The sequence below is a fragment of the Ancrocorticia sp. genome, assembly GCF_052089425.1.
Lineage (GTDB): Bacteria > Actinomycetota > Actinomycetes > Actinomycetales > Actinomycetaceae > Ancrocorticia.
Genome location: NZ_JBQCZW010000008.1, coordinates 35074 through 56385, shown reverse-complemented (window position 1 = coordinate 56385; position 21312 = coordinate 35074). Strand labels below are relative to the sequence as shown.

17 protein-coding genes are annotated in these 21312 nt (G+C 59.9%); 2 read left to right on the top strand and 15 right to left on the bottom strand.

Features of this window, described 5'->3' with window-relative positions:
• Window positions 1-81: 81 nt before the first annotated feature.
• From ACTHV6_RS04550 to dinB, 14 genes are all read right to left on the bottom strand, one after another.
• Complete coding sequence (locus ACTHV6_RS04550) at window positions 82-1236, bottom strand: cell division protein FtsQ/DivIB (protein WP_441386090.1); 1155 nt, start codon at window positions 1234-1236, stop codon at window positions 82-84.
• Complete coding sequence (murC, locus tag ACTHV6_RS04545; RefSeq protein WP_441386089.1) at window positions 1233-2597, bottom strand: UDP-N-acetylmuramate--L-alanine ligase; 1365 nt, start codon at window positions 2595-2597, stop codon at window positions 1233-1235. Before murC ends, ACTHV6_RS04550 begins: the two co-directional genes overlap by 4 nt.
• Window positions 2597-3766, bottom strand: coding sequence for a UDP-N-acetylglucosamine--N-acetylmuramyl-(pentapeptide) pyrophosphoryl-undecaprenol N-acetylglucosamine transferase (locus ACTHV6_RS04540; protein WP_441386088.1), 1170 nt, complete (start codon window positions 3764-3766; stop codon window positions 2597-2599). Before ACTHV6_RS04540 ends, murC begins: the two co-directional genes overlap by 1 nt.
• A 1-nt stretch (window position 3767) precedes the next feature.
• Complete coding sequence (locus ACTHV6_RS04535; protein WP_441386087.1) at window positions 3768-5072, bottom strand: FtsW/RodA/SpoVE family cell cycle protein; 1305 nt, start codon at window positions 5070-5072, stop codon at window positions 3768-3770.
• Window positions 5065-6543 (bottom strand): UDP-N-acetylmuramoyl-L-alanine--D-glutamate ligase, encoded by a 1479-nt coding sequence (gene murD, locus ACTHV6_RS04530; RefSeq protein ID WP_441386086.1) that lies wholly within the window; start codon window positions 6541-6543, stop codon window positions 5065-5067. Before murD ends, ACTHV6_RS04535 begins: the two co-directional genes overlap by 8 nt.
• Window positions 6525-7610, bottom strand: coding sequence for a phospho-N-acetylmuramoyl-pentapeptide-transferase (gene mraY / locus ACTHV6_RS04525; RefSeq protein ID WP_441386085.1), 1086 nt, complete (start codon window positions 7608-7610; stop codon window positions 6525-6527). The genes murD and mraY overlap by 19 nt, the downstream gene beginning before the upstream one ends.
• Window positions 7611-9011, bottom strand: a complete 1401-nt coding sequence (locus tag ACTHV6_RS04520) for a UDP-N-acetylmuramoyl-tripeptide--D-alanyl-D-alanine ligase (protein WP_441386084.1) — start codon at window positions 9009-9011, stop codon at window positions 7611-7613.
• Window positions 9008-10519: a UDP-N-acetylmuramoyl-L-alanyl-D-glutamate--2,6-diaminopimelate ligase gene (locus tag ACTHV6_RS04515; RefSeq protein ID WP_441386083.1), complete on the bottom strand. Its 1512-nt coding sequence runs from the start codon at window positions 10517-10519 to the stop codon at window positions 9008-9010. The genes ACTHV6_RS04520 and ACTHV6_RS04515 overlap by 4 nt, the downstream gene beginning before the upstream one ends.
• Window positions 10512-12410 carry a peptidoglycan D,D-transpeptidase FtsI family protein gene (locus ACTHV6_RS04510; RefSeq protein ID WP_441386082.1) on the bottom strand — a complete coding sequence of 633 codons (1899 nt, stop codon included), beginning with the start codon at window positions 12408-12410 and terminating at the stop codon, window positions 10512-10514. Before ACTHV6_RS04510 ends, ACTHV6_RS04515 begins: the two co-directional genes overlap by 8 nt.
• Before the next feature lie 45 nt (window positions 12411-12455).
• The gene (locus ACTHV6_RS04505) at window positions 12456-12884 is read right to left on the bottom strand and encodes a hypothetical protein (protein ID WP_441386081.1); all 429 of its coding nucleotides are present in this window, start codon (window positions 12882-12884) and stop codon (window positions 12456-12458) included.
• Complete coding sequence (rsmH, locus tag ACTHV6_RS04500; protein WP_441386080.1) at window positions 12881-13885, bottom strand: 16S rRNA (cytosine(1402)-N(4))-methyltransferase RsmH; 1005 nt, start codon at window positions 13883-13885, stop codon at window positions 12881-12883. Before rsmH ends, ACTHV6_RS04505 begins: the two co-directional genes overlap by 4 nt.
• A gap of 109 nt (window positions 13886-13994) precedes the next feature.
• Window positions 13995-14426 carry a division/cell wall cluster transcriptional repressor MraZ gene (mraZ, locus tag ACTHV6_RS04495; RefSeq protein WP_441386079.1) on the bottom strand — a complete coding sequence of 144 codons (432 nt, stop codon included), beginning with the start codon at window positions 14424-14426 and terminating at the stop codon, window positions 13995-13997.
• Between the two features lie 356 nt (window positions 14427-14782).
• Complete coding sequence (locus tag ACTHV6_RS04490) at window positions 14783-15172, bottom strand: DUF3040 domain-containing protein (RefSeq protein WP_441386078.1); 390 nt, start codon at window positions 15170-15172, stop codon at window positions 14783-14785.
• Between the two features lie 66 nt (window positions 15173-15238).
• Window positions 15239-16531 carry a DNA polymerase IV gene (gene dinB / locus ACTHV6_RS04485; protein WP_441386077.1) on the bottom strand — a complete coding sequence of 431 codons (1293 nt, stop codon included), beginning with the start codon at window positions 16529-16531 and terminating at the stop codon, window positions 15239-15241.
• A gap of 49 nt (window positions 16532-16580) precedes the next feature.
• On the opposite strand from dinB, the gene ACTHV6_RS04480 reads away from it, so the two are divergent.
• Window positions 16581-17477 (top strand): spermidine synthase, encoded by an 897-nt coding sequence (locus ACTHV6_RS04480; protein WP_441386076.1) that lies wholly within the window; start codon window positions 16581-16583, stop codon window positions 17475-17477.
• A 10-nt stretch (window positions 17478-17487) separates the two neighbouring features.
• Here ACTHV6_RS04480 and ACTHV6_RS04475 read toward each other — a convergent pair whose 3' ends face one another.
• A complete protein-coding gene (locus ACTHV6_RS04475) occupies window positions 17488-18762 on the bottom strand; it encodes a PAC2 family protein (protein ID WP_441386075.1) in 1275 nt (424 codons plus the stop codon).
• A 223-nt stretch (window positions 18763-18985) separates the two neighbouring features.
• Here ACTHV6_RS04475 and ACTHV6_RS04470 point away from each other — a divergent pair, with 223 nt between their 5' ends.
• Window positions 18986-21244, top strand: coding sequence for a UvrD-helicase domain-containing protein (locus tag ACTHV6_RS04470; protein WP_441386074.1), 2259 nt, complete (start codon window positions 18986-18988; stop codon window positions 21242-21244).
• The last annotated feature ends 68 nt before the right edge of the window (window positions 21245-21312 follow it).

Sequence of the window (21312 nt, the reverse complement as noted above, 5' to 3'; positions counted from 1 at the left end):
AGAGGGAACGGGCAGCGGTATCAATGACCGCCGTGGTGTGTCGCAGCATTGCCCGTAAAGTTCACCAAAACTGGGCGAGAACTAGCCAGTCACCGGGGCGCTCGGAACCGATACGTCATAGCTGTCCGCCTCTTGTTCAAGCAGCACGGTCAGCACCTCAGCCTTAAAATCGTTATCCTCCGCGCGGCCCCACGTCACCTCAGCGCCACCGTTGAGTTTGAGAGTCATTTGGAGCGTATCGCTAACTTCAATAGATTCGACGCGCTCACGTGTCCCAGCCGGCAACGCATCAAGCACCTCAATCATGGACATGGCGGCCTCCCCTGCCGCATCCTGTCCCTTGTCCAAGGTCAGGCGTGGAAGGGCATCGGCGGTCTCCTCCGGCACAGGAATTCTGGCGCCGTGGGCATCGATTGCCACGCATTCACCATCTTCGAGTAAACAGGCGATGGGCTCGCGCAACGTGAGGGTCACGTTCGCACCGTGCGGCGCCTGTCCGTTCACATTGGCTGTTTCGATGAGTGGGAACGATTCCGTGAGGGAGGATTCAATGGTCGATTCCGGTAGCCGGAGCGTTGGAGATCCTTCCCATTCGCCGACGACGGCGATCACCTCGGCTTCAGTGACCGCCTCCTGATCGTTGAGCCCAGATACCGTAATGTCATCCTTCTGCAAGCCCAAGATCGAGGAGAAGAACAGTACCCACACGAGGGTGAGCACCAGAAAAACTCCGCCGCCGAGAACCCCAACGCGCTTGAGAATGAGGCGCCGGCGTTCAGATTGCTTTTCGAGGCGCCGTTCGGAGAGTTCGGTGGTGGAGCGCCTGCGGGGGCGCCGCTCACGCTTCAGAGATACCCGTGAGGTGAGCCCGCGAAGCCGTTTCTGGAGGGCAAGCCGTTCACGGAGGGGAGGTGAGGCGGCGGGGGCGTTCGGAGCTTCGACCGGCTCAGCGGGGCTCTGCCCGCTGTGGGCGCTGTGAGCAGATGTGGCGGATTCAGTGGAACCGGCGCTATCGTCCGTACGCCCGGATCGTGATGGGGCGGCGGGTTTGTTGCCCTGCCACTTTCCCGTCACCGAGTCAGCGATGCGCTGGGCCTCCTCAGGGCTCAGTGCGGCCGTAGGTGCGGCATCCTGACGGGCTTTACGGACCTGCTCATGGCTGATCTCCCCGCCCCCGTGTCGGTCTTTGCTTGCCCCTAGATCGCGGGGTTTGGCTGGGCGTTTCGGGGGTCTCATCGCACGGAGAGCCTCTCGAGGATCTTCGGGCCCAGCTCCGTCACGTTTCCGGCGCCAATCGTCAGAATAATATCTCCGGGTTTTGCCATATCGGCTGCGGCATCCGCTGCAGCCTCCTTGTCCTGAATGAACTCACCGCCTGGAATACTATCGGCGATCACATGCCCATCAACACCCGGGATGGGATCCTCCCGCGCGGCGTACACGCCCGTGACAATTGCGCAATCGGCCAGAGTTAGCGCCGCGGCAAACTCGCTCGCAAAGTTTCGGGTTCGGCTATAGAGGTGAGGTTGAAAGAGCGCAATAATCCGCCCGGCGCCCACGTATTCACGTGCTGCCTCCAGCGTTGCGCGAACCTCTGTTGGATGGTGGGCATAATCGTCGATGACAGTTACCCCCGCCGCTTCGCCACGTTTTTCGAAACGGCGCCCCGTACCAGAGAAACTCGCGAGGGCGCGTGCAACATCGCGCCCCGAGTAGCCGATTTCGGTGGCCCCGGCCCATGCGGCTGCCGCGTTGAGCAGATTGTGAGCGCCCACCACGGCCAGATCCACCTCAAACGCGGCGTTGGAATCGCTGAACGTACCGCGTGCACGCCCCTCGCGGTGGGATTCTTCTGTGATCCGAACGTGGCGCTCTGCGCCGGGAATTCCATCGCCTCGCCCATACGTCACTACCCGGATGCCAGAAGCTAGGGCGCTTTCAGCCAGCCGAGCTGCGCCCGGATCATCCGAGCAGGCCACCAAGAGTCCTCCGGAAACGATGCGTTCAGCGAATTGCTCAAACGCCTGCTCGAATGCTTCTGGGGTGCCGTAATGATCGAGATGGTCAGGCTCCACGTTGGTGACGATCGCCAGCCGTGGCGTGTAGTTGAGAAATGATGCATCGGATTCGTCTGCCTCGGCAACAAAGGCTTTCCCGGCGCCCAGATGGCCGCCTGCCCCCACTCCCGTCACGTTTCCGCCAATCGCCCACGAAGGATCCCCACCCAGCGTGCGCAGCGTAGTTGCCAGCATTGCTGAGGTTGTGGTTTTCCCGTGGGCGCCCGCAACAGCGATGAAATCGCGCCCCTTGGCAGCCAGCGCCAACGCCTGCGAACGGTGTAGGACATCTTGTCCGCGCATCCTCGCAATTGCCAGCTCCGGGTTCGATTCACGAATCGCAGAGGAGACAACCACAGTCGCGTCCTCCGGAACGTTCTCCGCGTTCTGCCCGATAAATACCCGGGCGCCGAGCCCCGTCAGATAGTCAGTCGTTGCGCTTTCTCGGGCATCCGATCCCGAAATTGTGGCACCTTGTGCCAGCATGAGTTCGGCGATCACGGACATTCCCGCTCCCCCGATACCGATGAAGTGGTACATCAGCTCTCCTCCCCGATCCTCAATACCAGATCGGAAAGCCGTGCGGCGGCATCCACTGGACTCACTCCTCGCGCTGCTTGGCCCATATCAGCCAGCTTCTGTGGGGCGTGCAGCAACGGCATCACCCGCTGGGCGAATACCTGAGCGTCGAAGTCCTTATCGCGTGCCAGCACTGCGCCGCCTGCGCGGATGGAATCTGCGGCGTTGAGTTCTTGTTCCCCGTTGCCGATAGCAAGAGGAACGAAGAACGCGGGAATTCCAAGGGCGCTGAGTTCGGCAACTGTGCCTGCACCCGAACGGCATAGAACAAGATCGGCAACGGCGTAGGCATCCTCCATCGTGGCTAGGTAGTCCAGCACGTGATAGGAGTTCATTGAATCCGTTGCTTGGCGGATGGGGCCATCCTTGCCACGCCCTGTCAGGTGGAGAACCTGAAAGTCCTGGAGGAGCGGTAAGCACTCTTCCACTACCTCATTGAGGTGTTGGGCGCCGAGCGAGCCGCCCGTCACCACGAGGGTGGTCATATCCGGGTCAAGGCCCAACCGTGCGGCGGCATCCCGGCGCGGAGCATCGCCGCCGTCCAATCTGGCCTGTGCAAGGTCTGAAATGGCCGGGCGTAACGGAAGTCCAACCGTGACGGTCTGGCCTTGCTTGGCCGCCAGTGAGGTGGACGGAAAGGTGAGGGCCACAGCGGCAGCAAATCGCGCGCCGTAGCGATTAGCGAGGCCCTGCTTCGCATTCTGTTCATGGATCACCACAGGGATACCCTGTGCCTTAGCCGCGCGATACATCGGAGTGGAGACGAAGCCTCCAAAGCCAACCACAACATCGGCCTGACGCTTGACCAAGATATCGCCTGCGTGGCGCACGGCGGCACGGAAATCGAGCGGGAAGCGGACCATCGCACCGTTTGGCCTGCGGGGGAAAGGCACCTTCTCAATGGTGTCCAGTTCGATACCAGCGGCGGGTACTAGATCGGTTTCTAGCCCTTCGCTTGTGCCAACAGCGCTCACCTGTGCGCCGTGTTTGGTCAGTTCGAAGGCCGTGGCGAGTAGTGGGTTCACGTGCCCGGCAGTTCCCCCACCTGCAAGTACCACCCGAACGCCCTGTGCTGTGTTGTCCACGTTGTTCCCTTCGCCATTGTGTTTCGGACGTGTTGGTTCGGACATCTCACTCATTATTGCTCCGCTTCAGTACGGCCCGTGCGCCCTGAGCGATGGATCCGCGGACTTTGAAAGAATCACGTACGCCGGGAACGGACAGCATTGCGGACACACTGACCCCGATGCCTAAGAGCGCCGCGATAACGGCCGTTCCTCCCTGTGACATGAATGGCAATGGCACACCGAATACGGGGAGCAGTCCAGTGACCACAAGCATATTGGCAAAGGCTTGGCCACAAATCCAAATGGCTACAAGGCCCACGGAGATTCTCCCGAATTTGCTCGGATGGTTCATACTGACGCGAATGAGGCTCCATCCCAGCAAGAGGAACATACAAATAACAAGCGCACAGCCTCCAAACCCGAGTTCCTCACCGATCACGGCAAAAATGTAGTCTGTTTGCGCTTCGGCCAAATTACCGGGCCACTTCTCCGCGCCCGTTCCTAGGCCTGAACCTCCGATGCCTCCAGAGCCGAAGGCCCACATCGCGAAATCAGGCTGCGTTGGATGCTGCGAATCCGGCATGGCAAAGAGGTTGGCGGCAAAATCGGTGACGCGAGTTCGCCGGGAATCGGAGATCGCCACAAGGAATCCGGCGATCACCACAACGGGCGCACCAACAGCAACGAAGTATCTGGCGGGCATATTGGCCAGCCAGAATGCGCCAGCGGCGATGAGGATGAAGATCAAGCCGGTGCCCAAATCGCCGCCCAACATGACGCATACGAACGCTGCGGCCGCGCCAATCCCTGTGGGGAACATGTAGGCACGCCAATCGGCTTCCCGATCTCTGAGTCTGGCCAAATGAGCGGCGAGCCACACAACCGTGGCGATCTTTAACAGTTCGGACGGTTGGAGCCGGATGCCAGCAATCTGGATCCAGTTCGTGTTTCCTCCAACATCAACGCCAAGTGGGGTCAGAACCAACACCTGCAGCGCAAGGCCCAACCCGAAGAGCCAGTTCGCGAAAGCTGCGAACCACCGCAGCGGGATCAGCGAACACAGCCCTCCAACAGCAACACCAACCAATGAGAGAACGAGGTGGTTATTGGCGGTCCGGAAGGCGCCAAGTGACACGGCGTTGGCGTCACGGATGCCTGCGGGGGCAGTGGCCGAATAGACCATCACGAGCCCCAGAATGAGCAACACGAAGGTGGGAATCAACGTGGAGATGACGGATTGACGCATCACCTCGCGTACCTGTGCCTCGTCCTTAGACGGATTCAACCGAGGGAAAAGGGAGGATGTGGCACGCGATTTCCCAGAGCCCGGACGATCCGCCCGAGCACCGTTCTTTCGCTTATCAGCCACGTATCCTCCGAACCTCGTGTGCAAAGGCTGCCCCGCGGGCAGCGTAGGAGGTGAATTGGTCCATTGAAGCCGATGCGGGTGCCAGCAACACCGTTGATCCCGGCTGAGCGTGACGTGTGGCGGCCGCAACCGCCTCCGTCATGGGCTGAGACGTTTCAGGGTTGATCCATTCGACGGGAACCGAAAGATCGCGCAGCGCCGCACGCCACGGCTCGTGATCCTTGCCAATCACGATGACAGCGCGCAACTTACCCGCAACTGCGGCAACTAATTCGTCAAACCTTGAGCCCTTCGCTTGGCCGCCAGCGATCCACACAACGGAGGAATCCTCGCAGCCCATCAGTGAAGCACGCGCGGCATGCGCGTTTGTTGCCTTGGAATCATCAACGTAGGAAACTCCGGCCACCGTATCGATCAATTCGATCCGGTGGTGGCCCCCCTGAAAGCCGGACAGTCCCTCGCGGATCGCGTCCGGCGATACGCCCACGCTGCGTGCAAGGGTGGCGGCCATCAGCGCGTCAATCACGATGTGCGCAGGAAGTGAGGCACCGCTCGGAGCAAGATGCTCGATATCGGAAATGCTGAACAGCTCAACACCCTCGTCCCACCGCGAGGCGCCAAATGCGCGATCAACGGCCATGTCCTCAACAAGGCCCACGGCCCCAACGGGAGGTATGCCCAGCGTGACACCAAGGGCGCGCGCTCCCTCTTGGACGTCGGCGCCATCAACCATCGCTTGGACGTGGGAATCACCAATCGGATACACACAGGCAGCCTGCGTATGCTCGTACACGCGTGCTTTCGCCTGCCAATAGGCCTCGCGGCTGCCATGCCATTCCAAATGGTCATCGGCGATATTCAGGCACACCGCTCCTGCGGGAGAGACGCTGTGGGTGGTACGGAGCTGGAACGAGGAAAGCTCAACCGCGAATGCGCCGGGCGCCCCAGAATCGGTCCTGCTGACCTCCGCAACCGCCGGGGAGCCAACATTGCCGATGGCCAGTCCCCGTAGACCGGCCTGAGTGAGGATCTTAGCCAGCATAGACACGGTGGTGGTCTTACCGTTCGTGCCCGTCACGCATAGCCACGGAGCATATTCCCCATCGTCACCCGCAGCGCGAAGGTGCCATGCCAGCTCGATTTCGCTCCACAGTGCTAATCCAGCGGATTCGAGAGTGGTAAACAGAGGGCTGACCTCCCGAATGCCGGGCGCAAGGACGGCTATATCAGGCTGCCAAGCGAGAATCTCCTTGGCTAATTCGTCAGGATCTTCAATGCATGCGGCACGGTCAACCGGCACATCGAGCGCCTCGATTGGCCCGGGGGCCGAATCCCAAGCGCTCAGAGTAGCCGAGGTGGCACCAGCTAGGACCTCAAGGCTAGCGACACCCGAAATGCCCAACCCAACAACGGCAACGCGCTGGTGATCGAAGAACTGTGCACCCGGGATATTCACTGTTTGGCCAACCATTCACCATAGAAGATTCCCACCGCGATCACGGCGAACAAGGCGGCGATGATCCAGAATCGAACCACAACCGTCACCTCTTTCCACCCCTTCAATTCGAAATGGTGGTGGAGTGGCGCCATTCGGAACACACGTTTGCGGGTGAGCTTGAAGAAGCCAACCTGAATGACATCCGAGAGAACCTCAAGTAGGTAGAGCCCTCCGATAATGACGGCAAGGAACTCTGTGTGTGTGAGGATCGAGAGCCCGGCGAATGCGCCGCCAAGTGCAAGCGATCCAGTGTCACCCATGAAAATCTGGGCCGGTGAGGTGTTCCACCACAGGAATCCGAAACAGGCCCCAACGATAGCCGCCGAAACGATGGCAAGATCGCGCGGATCCCGGATGTCATAACAACCGGGACTTGCACCAAGAACGCCATAGCATGCCTGATTCGATTGCCACGTGGTGAGCAGCGTATACGCACCAAAGGCAATCATTGACGCACCGGCCGCCAAACCGTCCAACCCATCGGTCAGGTTGACGGCGTTGGACCACGCAGTGATGAGGAAGTTTGCCCAGATGACAAACAGGACCAAGCCAATCCCAGCGCCCCAGAATGCCAGATCGATATTGGAATCGCGGATGAAGGACATTCGCGTGGAGGCCGGAGTCCGGTTATCGGCGTTTCGGAACTGAAGGGCAAGCACGGCAAAGGTGATGCCGATAAAGGCCTGCCCGATGATCTTCGCCCAGGGAGTGAGGCCCTCAGATTGCTTGTGGCGGATCTTAGCAAAATCATCGAGGAAGCCGATGAGGCCCAGCCCCACCATGAGGAAAAGCAGGAGAAGCCCGGAGGCGTTCGGGCCTCGGCCACTCACGAGGTTCGCGAAGGTGTAGCCGATCACCGTTGCCAAGATGATGATCACCCCGCCCATGGTGGGCGTTCCGCGCTTGGTGAGGTGGGTGGTGGGACCGTCTTGCCGGATGAACTGCCCGTATTGGCGCGATACGAGAACCTTGATGAGGAGCGGTGTCCCCACCAGAGAGATAATCAGGCTGGTTGCAGCCGAAATTAGGATCGCGAGCATTTAGGATTCCCTCCCGAGCATGGCATCGGCCACTTTCCACACGCCCGATCCATTTGACCCCTTAAAGAGCACAGCGTCCCCCGGTTGAAGCAGATGGCGCAGGACTCCCGTAGCTTCGCGCGGGTCCTTCGCCGTGAACACATCAATTCCCTCGGCACTTGCCGCTTGATCGAGCGTATGGGAATCACCAACGCAGATCAGGATGGACACACCGGCATTCTTGGCTACTTCGCCCAAGGCTGCATGTTCTGCCTCAGTCGCCTCACCAAGTTCGAGCATGGCGCCCAGTACGGCAATCCGGCGCTTATCACGGCCAAGATGTGCGAGCGAGGCGAGCCCCGCCCTCATGGAATCCGGGTTGCCGTTGTACGAATCATCAATGAAGGTCACGCCGCCCTTTGAGCGAACGTCCATTCGGTGTGGGCTGGCGGCAGCTACGTTCGAGAGCACACGAGCGATCGTGTGGAGATCAACGCCCATGACAAGCGCCACGCTGGCCGCGGCCAGTGCGTTGGCCACGTGATGGGCACCCACCAACTTCAGGTTGACACTTTCGCGGCCCACCGAGGTGACAAGTGTGAAGCTGGCCCGGCCCGCCGCGTCAACGCGGACGGACTGCGCAGCTACTTCGCCGTTGCCGGAGACAGAAAAAGTGGTGACCGGCCCCTTGGCGAGATCCTTCATCCCCATAACGCGAGGATCATCGGCGTTCAGAATAACCGGGCCCGAGGCGCGGGTGCCGGTGACAAGTTCGGACTTGGCACGCGCCACGTTCTCGATACCGCCGAACTCACCCAAGTGAGCTCGCGCCACAATGAGCACTGCACACACGTCTGGCGGAGCGATGCTGGTCAAGTACTCGATGTTGCCGATATGATCGGCACCCATCTCCAGCACAAGAGTGGCTGTATCTTCGTTCGCTCTCAACACGGTGAGCGGCAAACCGAGTTCGTTGTTAAATGACCCCGGTGGGGCAATGATGGGGCCACGTCCCGCCAGCAGTGCGGCCAACAAGTCCTTGGTAGTTGTTTTGCCAACCGATCCCGTGATGGCAACAACCTTGAGATCGGAACGGCCCACCTCACGCGCGCGCCGCAGGTTAGCTCGCGCCGCATCTCCGATGGCCGTCTGAACATCGCCCACCACAATAAGCTGGCTATCCTGAGCTCCGCTTGCGATGGCCGTCTCGGGATCCGCGGTGAGAACCGCAACGGCTCCAGCCTCCAGAGCCTCGCCCGCCATGGCTGCGCCATCAACACGCGCACCTTTGATCGCGGCGAACACTGCCCCGGGTTCAATCGTTCGGGTATCGGTGCTCACGCCGCGCGCCAAAATCTCTCCGGAGCCCGTATAGGATCCCTGTACATCGGCAGCCAGCTGCTCCAGCGTCACGGCGATCATACAATCTTCTCCTTTGGCTTGGAGGCCCACTGAGCCAGCGCCTTGCGGGCTTCCACCCGATCATCCAATTCAATCCGCTCGCCGGCCACCTCTTGAATTGTTTCGTGACCCCGCCCGGCAAGCAGGATTGTATCGTCTGGCCCCGCATCCAAGATGGAGGCCTCAATGGCTAGGCTACGGTCCGCGATCTCTTCAACGTGGGCCGTTAAGCCCTCAGCGCCGGCCAGAACACCGTTTCGGATAACAGCAGGGTCCTCGTCGTGAGGATCGTCATCTGTAATGATGGCGACATCTGCTAGCTGCCCAACCGTTTGCCCCATGGCAGGCCGCTTGCCCTTATCCCGTTCCCCGGCAGCACCGGTCACAACGATGAGCTTGCCTTTGGTGGTGGGCCGCAGTGCGGTGATGGCCTTGGCCAACGCGTCCGTGTTATGGGCAAAGTCCACCACAACACGGGGACGTGAGGAAATCGTTTCCATTCTCCCGGGAACTTGAGGATCTACCGTCTCGGGCAAATCGCGCAGTTCCAGACCTCCGACGTTCGCCATCGTGACGGCAAGGGCGGCATTAGCCACGTTGAACTGGCCGGGAAGCGCCGTGGTGAAACTGATGTGCTCACCCGATTGATTCGCCAGCTCGATGGCGGTGGAATCAGCACCCTCGTTCACTTCCGTGACCTGCCACCCACGTGCCCCCTCGGGTAACTGAGTGGCAACAGCCAATGCGTACACGTTCTCAGCACCGAGGAGACTGATCGAGCGCTCCCAGAGGCGTAGGCCCCATTCGTCGTCGACAATAATCACGGCCTTCTCACAACGTTCCGGAGTAAAGAGCGAAGCCTTCGCCTCGAAATACTCCTCGAGCGTGCGGTGGAAGTCCAAGTGATCTTGCGTCAAATTCGTAAACCCGGCCACGGAAAAACGCACCGGATCCGTTCGCCCCTGAGCGAGTGCGTGCGAGGACGTTTCCATCACGAGGTCCGTACCCCCGCGGCGAACAAGGTCAGCGAGCACGCGCTGGAGATCGGCCGGCATGGGCGTGGTAAGCGCCGCCGGCACCTCAGTTCCCGCCAACCTCACGGACACCGTGCCAATGAGGCCGGTGGTACGGCCGGCTTTGCCCAGTACGTTGTCCAGCATGAACGCCGTGGTGGTCTTCCCGTTGGTCCCCGTCACAGCGAACGATGTCAGGCCAGCACTGGGATTGCCATACACCTCCGCCGCTATCTCTCCCAGACGCGCGGCAATATTGTCCACCACAAGAAGCGGGGGAACATCGTCCATCATGGACGTGATGATGCGTTCGCCTTCAGGGTCCGTTGCCACGGCGATGGCACCATCGGCAACGGCGGAGGCAGCAAACCTCGCACCGTGAACATGCAAGCCGGGAACTGCGCCAAACAATGACCCTGTGGGCACGGCGCGGGAATCGGAGGTAACACTCGATACGGCGACATCGCCAGTGCAGCGCCCATCAATGATCTCCGCAAGTCTGGATAGCTCAGTCATTTCCCACGTCCTCACCCGGGTACCACTGTAAACGTACAAGAGGCTCGGTCGATGGCGGTATGCCCAGCTGCCGGACGGCAAAAATTGTGACGTCCTTAAACACTGGAGCAGCGACCTCTCCGCCGTAACCGGCTCCCGGAGCATTGTAGACCGCCACGGCGATCGCAATTTGCGGATCTTCCGCCGGAACCAATCCCACGAACGTACCTACGCGGCGAGTCAGCTCCCCGTTTTCATCCGGCACCTGTGCAGTTCCGGTCTTTCCCGCAATGTTGTATCCGGGCACTCTAGCCCGCCAACCGGTGGAGTTCGGATCGGTGACACCCTGCATGAGATCCAACATCGTATCGGCCGATTCAGGAGAAATGACCTGCACAGAATCGTCAAGCACCGCGGGCTGGCTTGTACCGTCAGCGTCCGTCACACTATCGATGATGTGAACCGGAACCCGCACCCCATCGTTGCCGATCACCGAGACCATCTGGCCAAGCTGAAGAGTTGTGGCGGACCAACCCTGTCCAAACATCGTGGTGTAATGGCTGCGGTTGTCCCACGTTGACGGGTCACGCAGCACGCCAGCTGATTCGGCCGGCAGTTCGATACCCGTTTTCGATCCGATTCCAAACTTCTTCATATAATCGATCCGCGTATCGTCAGAGATCGTATCCCCGATTTGGATCAGCCCCGTGTTGTAGGACAGAGCCAGAATCCCTGCCACGGTCATGTCCTGAGTTGGATGATTATCGTTATCCCGGATCGTCTCCCCGTTGGGCATCGTGATGACGTCCGGAACGTTGAACGTACTGAGCGGCTCCACCGTTCCCTGATCAATGGCGGCGGCAAAGGTCATGAGCTTGCCAGTTGATCCTGGTTCCACCGGCGCCATGACGGCACGCGATCCCCAGTTGTCGGGATCCGTAGCGGAAAGGTTGGAGGGGTCCGGCGTACTCGAATCGGCCAGCGCCAGCACGCTGCCGGTACCGATTTCGAGCACCACGGCGGATGCCCATTGTGCGCCTTGATCATCCACAGTTTTGTCAACGGCCTGTTCAAGATTGTCCTGAAGATCCCGATTGACCGTCAACTGCACATCAGCCCCGTCTTGCGCAGGTTCCTCCGAACGATCCCCGTTAGGAAGCACGGCCCCACCAGCGATCTGGACAGTCAGGGAACCATCTTGGCCCGTGAGCACATCATTTTGCGAGCGTTCGATCCCCGCCTGCCCCGTGGCCTTTTCAGCGCCACCATCCTCCGGGTTCTCGCCAATCATCCCCGTGTAGCCGAGAATGTTGCCCGCGACCTTTCCGTTGGGGTACTCGCGCTTCATGAATTGCTCGGGCTCAATGCCCGGAATGCGCAGTGCCCGAATCTCGCGCCAAAGCTCAGGAGAGATGTCCTTCTTCAGATAAACGAAGGTGCGCTTATCCCCTCCTCCCAAGAGCTTGCCGCCCAGTTCAGCTTCATCCATTTCCAAGAGCGGAGCCAGTTCTTTCGCTGCGGCAGCTGCACCGCTGCCAACGGCCACAACCTCGCCCTCATCATTCTCGTCATACTTGATGTACTCGCCGATGAGCTGCTGATTCACGGCAACGTTGTAGCGTTCCACGGAGGTTGCCAGAACGGCGCCAGAGGAATCGAGGATATCCCCTCGTTTCGCCTGAAGTGTGTACGAACGGGTTCGAAACTCCGCTGCAGAATCCGAGAGCTTATTCGCGCGGACTCCCTGAAGATCCACGAGCCGGATCCCGAGAATGAGTGTGCAGGCCGTGAAGATGGCAAGAAGGGTCTGGAGGCGGCGGGTGAGAGTGGATCGGCTCTTCGGCTGAGGCCGTCGCCCGCTGGCCCCAGCCCGCCGCGCCTGATCCTCAGGTCGATTGTGATCATTTGCCATAAGATTACGGCTCCGTCTTAGCCTTTTCCGCCCTGTTCGCCACTCTTAGTCTCCCGAATCCTGTGCCGCAACTTGGAATTGCGCATCGGGATCCGCCGGTAAAACAACGGTACCGGTTTTCAGATCCAGATGGCGGATGTCCTCAGCTGGGACAAGGCCGAGATCATCGGCCTGCTGAGCCAGCCCCTCAGGCGTTGAGACACTCACGACCTCGCCCATCAATGTGGACTCCGTGGCTGCCGCCTCGTTGATCTGCTGGTTGACGTTTTGTAGTTCGTAGGCGGTTGCTACCATCTGCGTATTGAGGAAGAACACGAGCCCAAAGGCACCAAGAAATAGGGAAACACACAGGATGACGGTTCCGTAGAAGCCTCTTGCGGGGGCTGGGGTTGGGACTAGCTCAAGCTTGGGCAAGCCTCCGATCACCTGATGGTCATGGGATCTGCGCGGTGCGCCCGCTGGAACAGCGCTCATGGGCGATTCCCTTCCCTGCGTAACCGCTCGGCGGCTCTGAGACGGACGGAGGCGCTTCGTGGATTCATCGCGGCCTCCTCTGGATGTGCTTTGACTGCGCCCCGTGTCAGAAGGCGTAGATAGGGTTCGTGCCCCGGTAGTTCAACGGGTAGGCCCGGCGGAGTGGTCGAGGTAGCCCCCGCCGCAAACTCCCGCTTGACGATCTTGTCCTCAAGGGACTGGTAGGACTCCACTGCAATGCGTCCACCCACCCGAATGGCCGAGACCGCTCGCGGCACGGCACGTTCTAACACGGACAGCTCATCGTTCACCGCAATGCGCAAGGCTTGGAACGTGCGCTTGGCGGGGTTGCCGCCGGTACGGCGGGTGGCCGCCGGAATGGAATCCTTGACCAGATCTGCAAGCTGTTTGGTCCGAGTAATGGGCTGGCGTTCGCGTTCGCTCACGATGCGGCGTGCGATTCGTGAGGCAAACCGTTCCTCACCGTAATGAGACAGGATGCGGGTCAGCTCCTTCACATCAGCACCGGCCAGAATGTCCGCTGCCGTCTGGCCGCCACCGGTATCCATCCGCATATCGAGCGGCGCATCATGAGAGTAGGAGAATCCGCGTTCCCGTTCGTCCAGTTGGAGTGAGGAGACTCCAAGATCCATCAGCACCGCATCAACGGTGCCCGGTTCTCCTCCCCCGTGCCCGAATTTCTTGGCCACAGAATCGATCTGATCGTACGTGCCCTGCACCGCCCGAAACCGCTCACCAAATCCGGCGAGCCGTTCGCTCGCCAGAGCAATGGCTGCCGGGTCACGGTCAATACCAATCACAGTCAAATTCTCAAAACGCTCAAGAAAGGCAGAGGTATGGCCCCCCATTCCCAACGTCCCGTCGATCAGGACGGGACAAGAGCCGGACAACGCCGGCTCCAGCAGCTCGATACATTCTTCGAGGAGAACCGGAACATGCAGCGCATCGCCTGTGGCACGTGGCCGGATGGGCTCACTCATCCCGCTCTCCCTTCCCACCCAGGTGTCCTTTCCCTGAAAAGTGGGCCGCTCCTGCCCCTCTGAGGCTAGGGAATTGCCTCAGATTGGCAAGAGAGACCACCGCTCAGGGCTAGAAGAGCCCCGGAATAACTTCGTCCTCACGATCGGCAAATGCCGATTCCTGATCGTCCAAATACTGGGTCCAAGCGGCTTGGTCCCAAATCTCAATGCGATTGCCGGTGCCAATCACCGAAAGTTCGCGTTGCAGCCCGGCATACGTTCGCAGATTGGCCGGGATCGTGATCCTTCCTTGCTTATCGGGTATCTCATCAACGGCTCCCGAAAGGAACACGCGTAGGTACGATCGAGCTTCCTTCGAGGCCAGCGGCGCTTGGCGCAGCTGTTCTTGCATGGTTTCGAACTCCGAGTAGGGGAACACGTACAGACAGTGCTCCTGCCCACGGGTCATGACCAGCCCGCCTTGGAGCTGGTCACGATACTTTGCAGGAAGAATGAGGCGCCCCTTGTCATCAAGCCGCGGCTCGTATGTTCCAAGAAACACGATTCACCCCCTCCTGCAATGTCATTTCCTCCACTTTACTCCACATTGCACCACAGGCAAGAGTCTCTTGGCTAGTACTCATAGGAAAAACACAGGAATCTCAACAAAAAGGAGGTGGAGGGCACGCCGAGTATCACTCCAGCCCAGCCAAGTGCGGCGGTTCTACACACGACTTCCCCACCTCAGCGCACCAGGACAGATACCGCCGAAAACTGAGCAAATACGCGAAATTTTCGCGAGCAGCCCAGCCGGCGGGAGGTCCCAGGCAGCCGTTGTGGAGGGAAGTGGAGGACCTAGACCCAAAAAAGGGAGCCACCCGAAGGTGACTCCCTAAGTACAACTAGTGTGCGGCAGGTTTAACGGTTACCGCCGCGCCGTTTCTGCCATTGATCCGCCTGACGGGACATGAATCCCCCATCGCTGCTTGGGCGGGGTTTCTTCCCCTGATGGCTTGAACTCACAGGGCCGGGCTGGAAACCCTCGGTGATGTACCAGAAGCCACCAAACATGATGACAACGCCAGCCACGCCAACAATAACGATTTCAAAGGCGATACCAACAACCAAGACTGCGATGCCCACAACGGCAACGAGCAGCCCGAGAACGAGGTGACGGATGGATAGGCGCATGGGGGTAGAGGGCTCGGGCGGCTCTGGTTTCAAGGTATCCGCAAACTTGGGATCCTCGTCAGCCAGCTGGGCCTCAAGCTCCTCGAGCATCTTGCGCTCGTAGTCCGAAAGAGCCATCTTGTCTCCTCATCGGTTGGTGTCACACCATCCTATCGCGTCACCGCCAACGCGAGAAACTTGGTGTCATTGTTTATGCTCTCGGCCTTCATCTGTTCGCTGGGCGCCGTGAGGATGCTCGGTAGCATTCTCGGCATGACTTCCCGAACCTTCGTGCGTCAAAAGGCTAGCTGGAGCGATGGCCCCGTGCCCGAACTTTTGGCCAACAAGGTCCATCACTCCCTCGGCCTTCAGGCGCCGTGGGTCATCATCCCACGCTGTCTGGATCCCTTCGCCCACGCGCACCATCTGTTCCGCGCGCAGCCCGATGAGCCTTAATCCGTCAGCCGGGATATTCACTCCTTCGAGGAGCCGCTTGGCGGCAAGATAGATATCTTGAGCCACGTTGCTTGGGCTTGCCAGCGCCTTCGAGCGGCTGATCGTTGTGAAATCGCCAAATCTCACTTTGATAGCAACCGAGCGGGCTAGGAGCTCACGTTCGCGCAACCGGCGGGCCGTGGCGTGGGCCTGATCCAGCAAGATTGCCTCGATCTGGCTTCTCTCGCTCACGCGTTCAAAGAGAGTGACCTCTTTGCCAATGGATTTCTCTGCGTGACTGGGCGTGACGGGGCGCGGGTCCACTCCCATCGCGAGCGCATACAGGTGTTTGCCCTGCGCGTCCCCAAGGAGCTTCGTCAGCCGATGTTCGCCAAGCGCGGCCAGATCGCCCACACGTTCAACGCCCTGTTTATCGAGCCGCTCCCGGGTACGCTCTCCCACACCCCACAGTGAACCCACGGGGAGTGTGTGGAGAAATGGGAGGGTCGCCTCTTGTGGGATGAGCAGCAGCCCATCCGGCTTTGCATGGGCTGAGGCGATCTTTGCCACGTGCTTGGTGGCAGCAATGCCCACTGAGGCCGGAACTCCCTGCTCACTGCGAATTCGTTCGCGCATGGATTGAGCGATGCGAACGGGACTGCCAAAAATGCGCCGCGCGCCTGACACGTCCAAGAACGCTTCATCCACGGAAACTTGTTCGCGCAAGGGCGTGTAATCGTCAAGAATACTCATGACGGCCCGCGACACCTCACGATACCGTTCCCCGTTGGGCGGGAGCATGAGAAGCTGCGGGCACAGCCGCTTGGCTTGCCCCACCGGCATCGCAGAATTCACTCCGTACGTGCGGGCCTCGTAGGAAGCGGCGGACACAACACCGCGTTCGGCACCCCCAACAGCCACCGGCTGGCCAGCTAATTCTGGGCGATCCAAGAGTTCAACGGACACGAAGAAGGCGTCCATATCCACGTGAAGAATGGGGGTGTTCGAATCGTCGGTCCCCCAGTTGCGCCGGGCCCAGCTGGCCCGCGGTGCACGTGACATGATTCCTCCCTCACTCAGCCTACGCCACCAAAGTTGATAGGGTGAGGCTGTGACTCGCTCGAAGAATACACGGCAGAAGCAGCCCGACCGGACGCGAGGAGAAAACCCGCTCGATCGGCTCCCTTCCGAACCGGTTTCCACTGATTTTTCTATCGCGGAGATCGGGCAAAGCCCCTACCGGCCAAGCCTCATCACGCTGTATCTTGACGGCGCCGAATCTTCGGCGCTGGATCTGGACGATCCGCGCTACCTTGAGTTCGAATACATGCAGCACATCGATTTGATCATCGGTGCAACGCTTGGCGATACAGTTCCGCTACGTGCCCTTCATCTGGGCGGGGCCGGGTGCGCTCTGGCTCGTGCGATGGACGCGGGCCATCCCGGTTCGAAGCAGTTGGCGATCGAATTGGACCGTCAGCTGGCAAGAGACGTGCGCGAGTGGTTTGATCTACCACCAGCGCCTCGCCTACGCATTCGCAACGATGAGGCACGCCATGCCCTTGACACCACCAAGGCGCGCTGGGACGTGGTGATCCGCGATGCGTTCCGCGTTCGCGAGGTCCCCCTCCAGCTACGGACGTCTGAGTGTGTCAAACGTGCTCACGAGGTGCTTTCCCCCGGCGGGCTGTACATCATGAATTCCATCGCTTCCACGGGCTTTACGCGCTTGGGAGAGGAGATCGCCACCGTTGCCGAACATTTCCCCCACATCATGGCAATCGTGGACCCGTCCATTTTAAAAGGACGCCGATTTGGCAACATCGTGATTGCGGCTTCAGATCACGAGTTTCCGTTGGGCGAGATTTCCAAACGGGTCCGGAGGCTGTCCCTGCCCGCAAGCGTTTTGGACACCCCGAGTTTGCTTCGGAAAGCCTCCGGATCGAAGGTTTTTAACGACGACGAACTCCAGCCAGGTATCCTCTGGTCATCATCCGTGCAGGGCTAGCTTGCCGCAGCTACTCTTTCCCGAATCCCCATGAGTGACGCCCCCACCGCGGGCCTCCCGATGGGTCATCAGATTCCGGCTCTTGTGCGGAGCCAGCGGATTCCTCTGTAGGCCCGTTCTCAGGACCATCGGGAATCGGCTGGTCATCTGAGTGATCGGCCTGAGCCGGTGAGCTAGCGTGATTGACTTCTGACGGTCCTTCACCTTCTGAATGCGATGAGGGGGAATCTTCTGCGTCGCGCTGTTCTCTTTGGCTAGGCGCGCCGTTTCCGCCCAACTGATCCCACGTACTCCTGTGCGTTTCGCCGTTATCGGCGCGCCAAGATCGGGCACGGCGGATCTCATCGATCCTTCGAGCGAGCCCCTGAGGATCAAACTGGTTGTCCATATGCGGACGCTCGTTGGCGGAATCAACCTGAGCGAGGAATTGTTCGGCTGCTCGGCCTATTTCGTCAACGGAAGGCACCGTGATGTCCATGTCCGGGGCCGTCACGAAGCCCGGAGTCACGCCCTTCTCATCGTATTCCTTCTCAAAGGCTGTGATGATCTGGCCTAGTTCTTGGTTCTCTTCACACAGTTCGGTGATGTGCTCATTCTGGCGTGCCACATCGTGCTGGAGATCGCCAACGGGGAAACGGAGCCCTGAAATCTGGCCGATCATGGAAAGTGTGCCCACGGCTCCCGCAGAGTAATGGTGGCTAGCCAGATACACGGGCACGCGCACCGCAACGTTGGTCATCGGAATGTCCAACCGCGAGGCGTGATACTCCAAATAATCGGCAAAGGACGCCTGATACCAGAAATCTGCCTCCAGCGTATCCGGGCTGGCATCTGGCTCTGTTGAACGAACGATCATATCTGCCGGACGCGTGTGTGGAACGGGGGCGCCGATGGCCGTAAAGGAATAGATGGACTGAACGCCAAATCGCTCAACAATATCGAGCATGTCGGCCACGAGTGAATCCCAGTGAAAATCCGGTTCCGCCCCGTGCAGGCGCAAGAACTCTGTCCCTTCCACATCCTTGACAGCGGACAGCGTCATGCCTTCACGCCACATCCCCGCCAAGTGGCCATTTTGATAGTTCACCCACGGCCGCTGCGCGCGGTAATCAATCAGCGGATCGGAATCAATGTTCGCTGCGGTCCCGGCCTCAAGGGTGCCGAGAGAACTGGCTACCAGACGGGCTATCGACCCAGCGTCAGTGGCCGGATCAACCAGATTGAGCACCAACTTCGTGATGCTGTGCTCCGGTACACCGTCAGGAAACGAGATGTAGTTACCCATGCCCAACTCCTTTCAGCCTTCATTGTCTCATGCACATCGAACTGCTCCTACACGGTCATAACAGGTATCGTCCCGGTTGCATTCCCTCATCGCGCCATAGGCGAAATTCCAGAATGTGAGTGGAGTAATTGAATGCTCAGCGAAAAGAGTGAACAATGGACAACCGGCTTTAGCCGTCAACGCGTCGATCAGGCTTATGCCACGGACTTGGAGAGGACTCCTCTTGTCGGATGAACTAACCCCCCGCGAGCGCGCGATAGCCCACGAACAGCACCATGTTGATGAGTCCTACACGGCGTTGGACCGTCAACGGTTGAGCTATGAGAAGCGCTTGGCGGATGTTCGGGCTCAAAGTGGACTCGAGAGCCCCGGCGCACGCAGCGAACGCGATTCGTTCGCCACGCATTACGAAGATAACCTTCTGCGAATCCGTAACGTCGAGAACAGGCTGGTCATGGGGCGCCTTGATTTTCACGACGGATCTCTCGAACACATCGGGCGGATCGGATTGCGCGATGAGGCTCAAGAGATCATCCTCTTGGATTGGCGCGCGCCTCAGGCCGAACCGTTCTATCAGGCCACGGCCGCCCATCCTGGCAACGTAGTGCGGCGCAGGCATATTCAAACGCGGCTGCGCGAAGTCACGGGCATCGAAGATGAACTGCTCCGTTCAGATTCTGCCTCCGATTCGGATCTGGAACTGACCGGTGAAGGCGCCCTGATGAGCGCCATGAGCCAGGCACGTGACGGCAAGATGACCGATATCGTGGCAACGATCCAAGCTGAACAAGACCGCGTCATTCGCGCAGATTCGCGTGGAGTATTGGTGGTTCAGGGAGGCCCTGGAACTGGTAAGACTGCCGTTGCGCTGCACCGGGCGGCCTACCTGTTGTATGCGCAGCGGGAGCGGCTTTCACGCTCCGGCGTCTTGGTGATCGGCCCATCGCCCGTGTTCCTACGCTATATCGATCAAGTGCTTCCCTCGCTGGGCGAAACGGACGTTGTGGCCACCACGATTGGTGGGCTCATGCCCGGTATCACGGCCACAGCCGATGAGAGTGCGGCGGCCAAGCGCGTCAAATCTGGGCTGGCCTGGCGTGATATCGCCCAGCGAGCGGTGAGCCAGCTGCTGGAGCGGCCACTGGCGCAGCCCGTGAGCTTCCAGATCGATGCGGAAAAGGTGACCTTGCGTCCCAAGGATGTGGAGGCTGCCCAACGCAAGGCGCGACGGACCGAACAGCTACACAACGAGGCTCGGGACACCTACGCGAGGGCGCTCGTTGACGTGCTTGCCGGTCAGGTTGCCGCCGCCAAAGAACTGGAGTTGGCCGATAACCAGTGGATTATCAGCGATGTGGCGGCAAGCAGGGACGCTAGGCGCGAGATCAACCTTCATTGGCTACCGTCCTCCCCCGTCCAGCTTCTTGAACGGCTCCTCGCTCATCCGGAACGGCTTGCCGAGGTTGCACCCGAGTTCAGTGAAGCCGAACGCCGCGCAATCTACCGTCCACAAGGTAGCGGGCTGACGGAGGCCGATGTGGCGATTATCGACGAGTTTGCCGAATACCTAGGCTTCTTCTCCACCGATTTTGAACGAAATCAGCGCGAGGCCGCCCAAGCACGAAATTCTGAGCTCTCCGCCTATGTGGCCCAAACCATGGACGCTATGAACCTTGGAGAAGGCATCGTTGACGCCCAGATGCTCACCGAACGCGTGAGCACAACTGATTCACACGCAACCCTTGCAGAACGCGCCACGATGGACCGCACGTGGACCTACGGCCATGTGGTGGTGGATGAGGCTCAGGAGCTTTCCCCCATGCAGTGGGAGATGCTCATTCGCCGGTGCCCCACGCGCTCCTTCACCGTGGTGGGCGATCTTGATCAACGCCCCGCGGGATCACCCGATGGCGGATGGAAAGAAATCCTTGGCAGGCTCGCCGAACAGAGCCATGAGGAAGAGCTCACGATCTCCTACCGCACGCCCGGCACCGTTCTGGAAGCGGCCTCTCGCACTCTCATGAACGCGGGTTTCCCGGTTCGCACCGTTCGCCCGGCACGTGACATTCCCGGGAGCTTCACGGCTCAGGAATCAACACCGGACACGCTAGAAGAATCCGCTGCGGCGGCGGTAGCCACGTGGGCACGTTACCTCGATGGCGAATACGGGCAGGGCGGCGGAACCATCGCCGTGATCGCACCCGAGGGTCTGCACGATTCGCTGAAAGACAGGCTGAGTTCCGCATCCGAGCTGAGCGAGTGGACGTTCGATACGAGCGGTCACGATGTGGGTGCGCGCATCCACGTCATTGACGCATATCAAGCGAAAGGGTTGGAATTCGACGTCGTCGTCGTCCTCGAACCCCACGAAATTCTCGCGGAAGGCCCCGGAAGTTTGTACGTAGCCATGACACGGCCCACGCGCCAACTTCATGTGATTCACACCGCTCCCCTGCCACCGGGTATGGAAACTGCCGAATAATCGTAGGCGGACATAGGTCCCAGCATGCGGGCCCGTTTGCTCTTGGCGGGCAACTCACGCACAGTTGT

Bases quoted from the DNA above. Each gene is read 5' to 3' on its own strand.
- ACTHV6_RS04540 (WP_441386088.1), bottom strand. From the start codon at position 3,766: ATGTCCGAACCAACACGTCCGAAACACAATGGCGAAGGGAACAACGTG.
- dinB (WP_441386077.1), bottom strand. From the start codon at position 16,531: ATGTCACGTGCACCGCGGGCCAGCTGGGCCCGGCGCAACTGGGGGACC.
- mraY (WP_441386085.1), bottom strand. From the start codon at position 7,610: ATGCTCGCGATCCTAATTTCGGCTGCAACCAGCCTGATTATCTCTCTG.
- ACTHV6_RS04515 (WP_441386083.1), bottom strand. From the start codon at position 10,519: ATGACTGAGCTATCCAGACTTGCGGAGATCATTGATGGGCGCTGCACT.
- ACTHV6_RS04550 (WP_441386090.1), bottom strand. From the start codon at position 1,236: ATGAGACCCCCGAAACGCCCAGCCAAACCCCGCGATCTAGGGGCAAGC.
- murC (WP_441386089.1), bottom strand. From the start codon at position 2,597: ATGTACCACTTCATCGGTATCGGGGGAGCGGGAATGTCCGTGATCGCC.
- murD (WP_441386086.1), bottom strand. From the start codon at position 6,543: ATGGTTGGCCAAACAGTGAATATCCCGGGTGCACAGTTCTTCGATCAC.
- ACTHV6_RS04510 (WP_441386082.1), bottom strand. From the start codon at position 12,410: ATGGCAAATGATCACAATCGACCTGAGGATCAGGCGCGGCGGGCTGGG.
- ACTHV6_RS04505 (WP_441386081.1), bottom strand. From the start codon at position 12,884: ATGAGCGCTGTTCCAGCGGGCGCACCGCGCAGATCCCATGACCATCAG.
- rsmH (WP_441386080.1), bottom strand. From the start codon at position 13,885: ATGAGTGAGCCCATCCGGCCACGTGCCACAGGCGATGCGCTGCATGTT.
- ACTHV6_RS04490 (WP_441386078.1), bottom strand. From the start codon at position 15,172: ATGGCTCTTTCGGACTACGAGCGCAAGATGCTCGAGGAGCTTGAGGCC.
- ACTHV6_RS04475 (WP_441386075.1), bottom strand. From the start codon at position 18,762: ATGGGTAACTACATCTCGTTTCCTGACGGTGTACCGGAGCACAGCATC.
- ACTHV6_RS04520 (WP_441386084.1), bottom strand. From the start codon at position 9,011: ATGATCGCCGTGACGCTGGAGCAGCTGGCTGCCGATGTACAGGGATCC.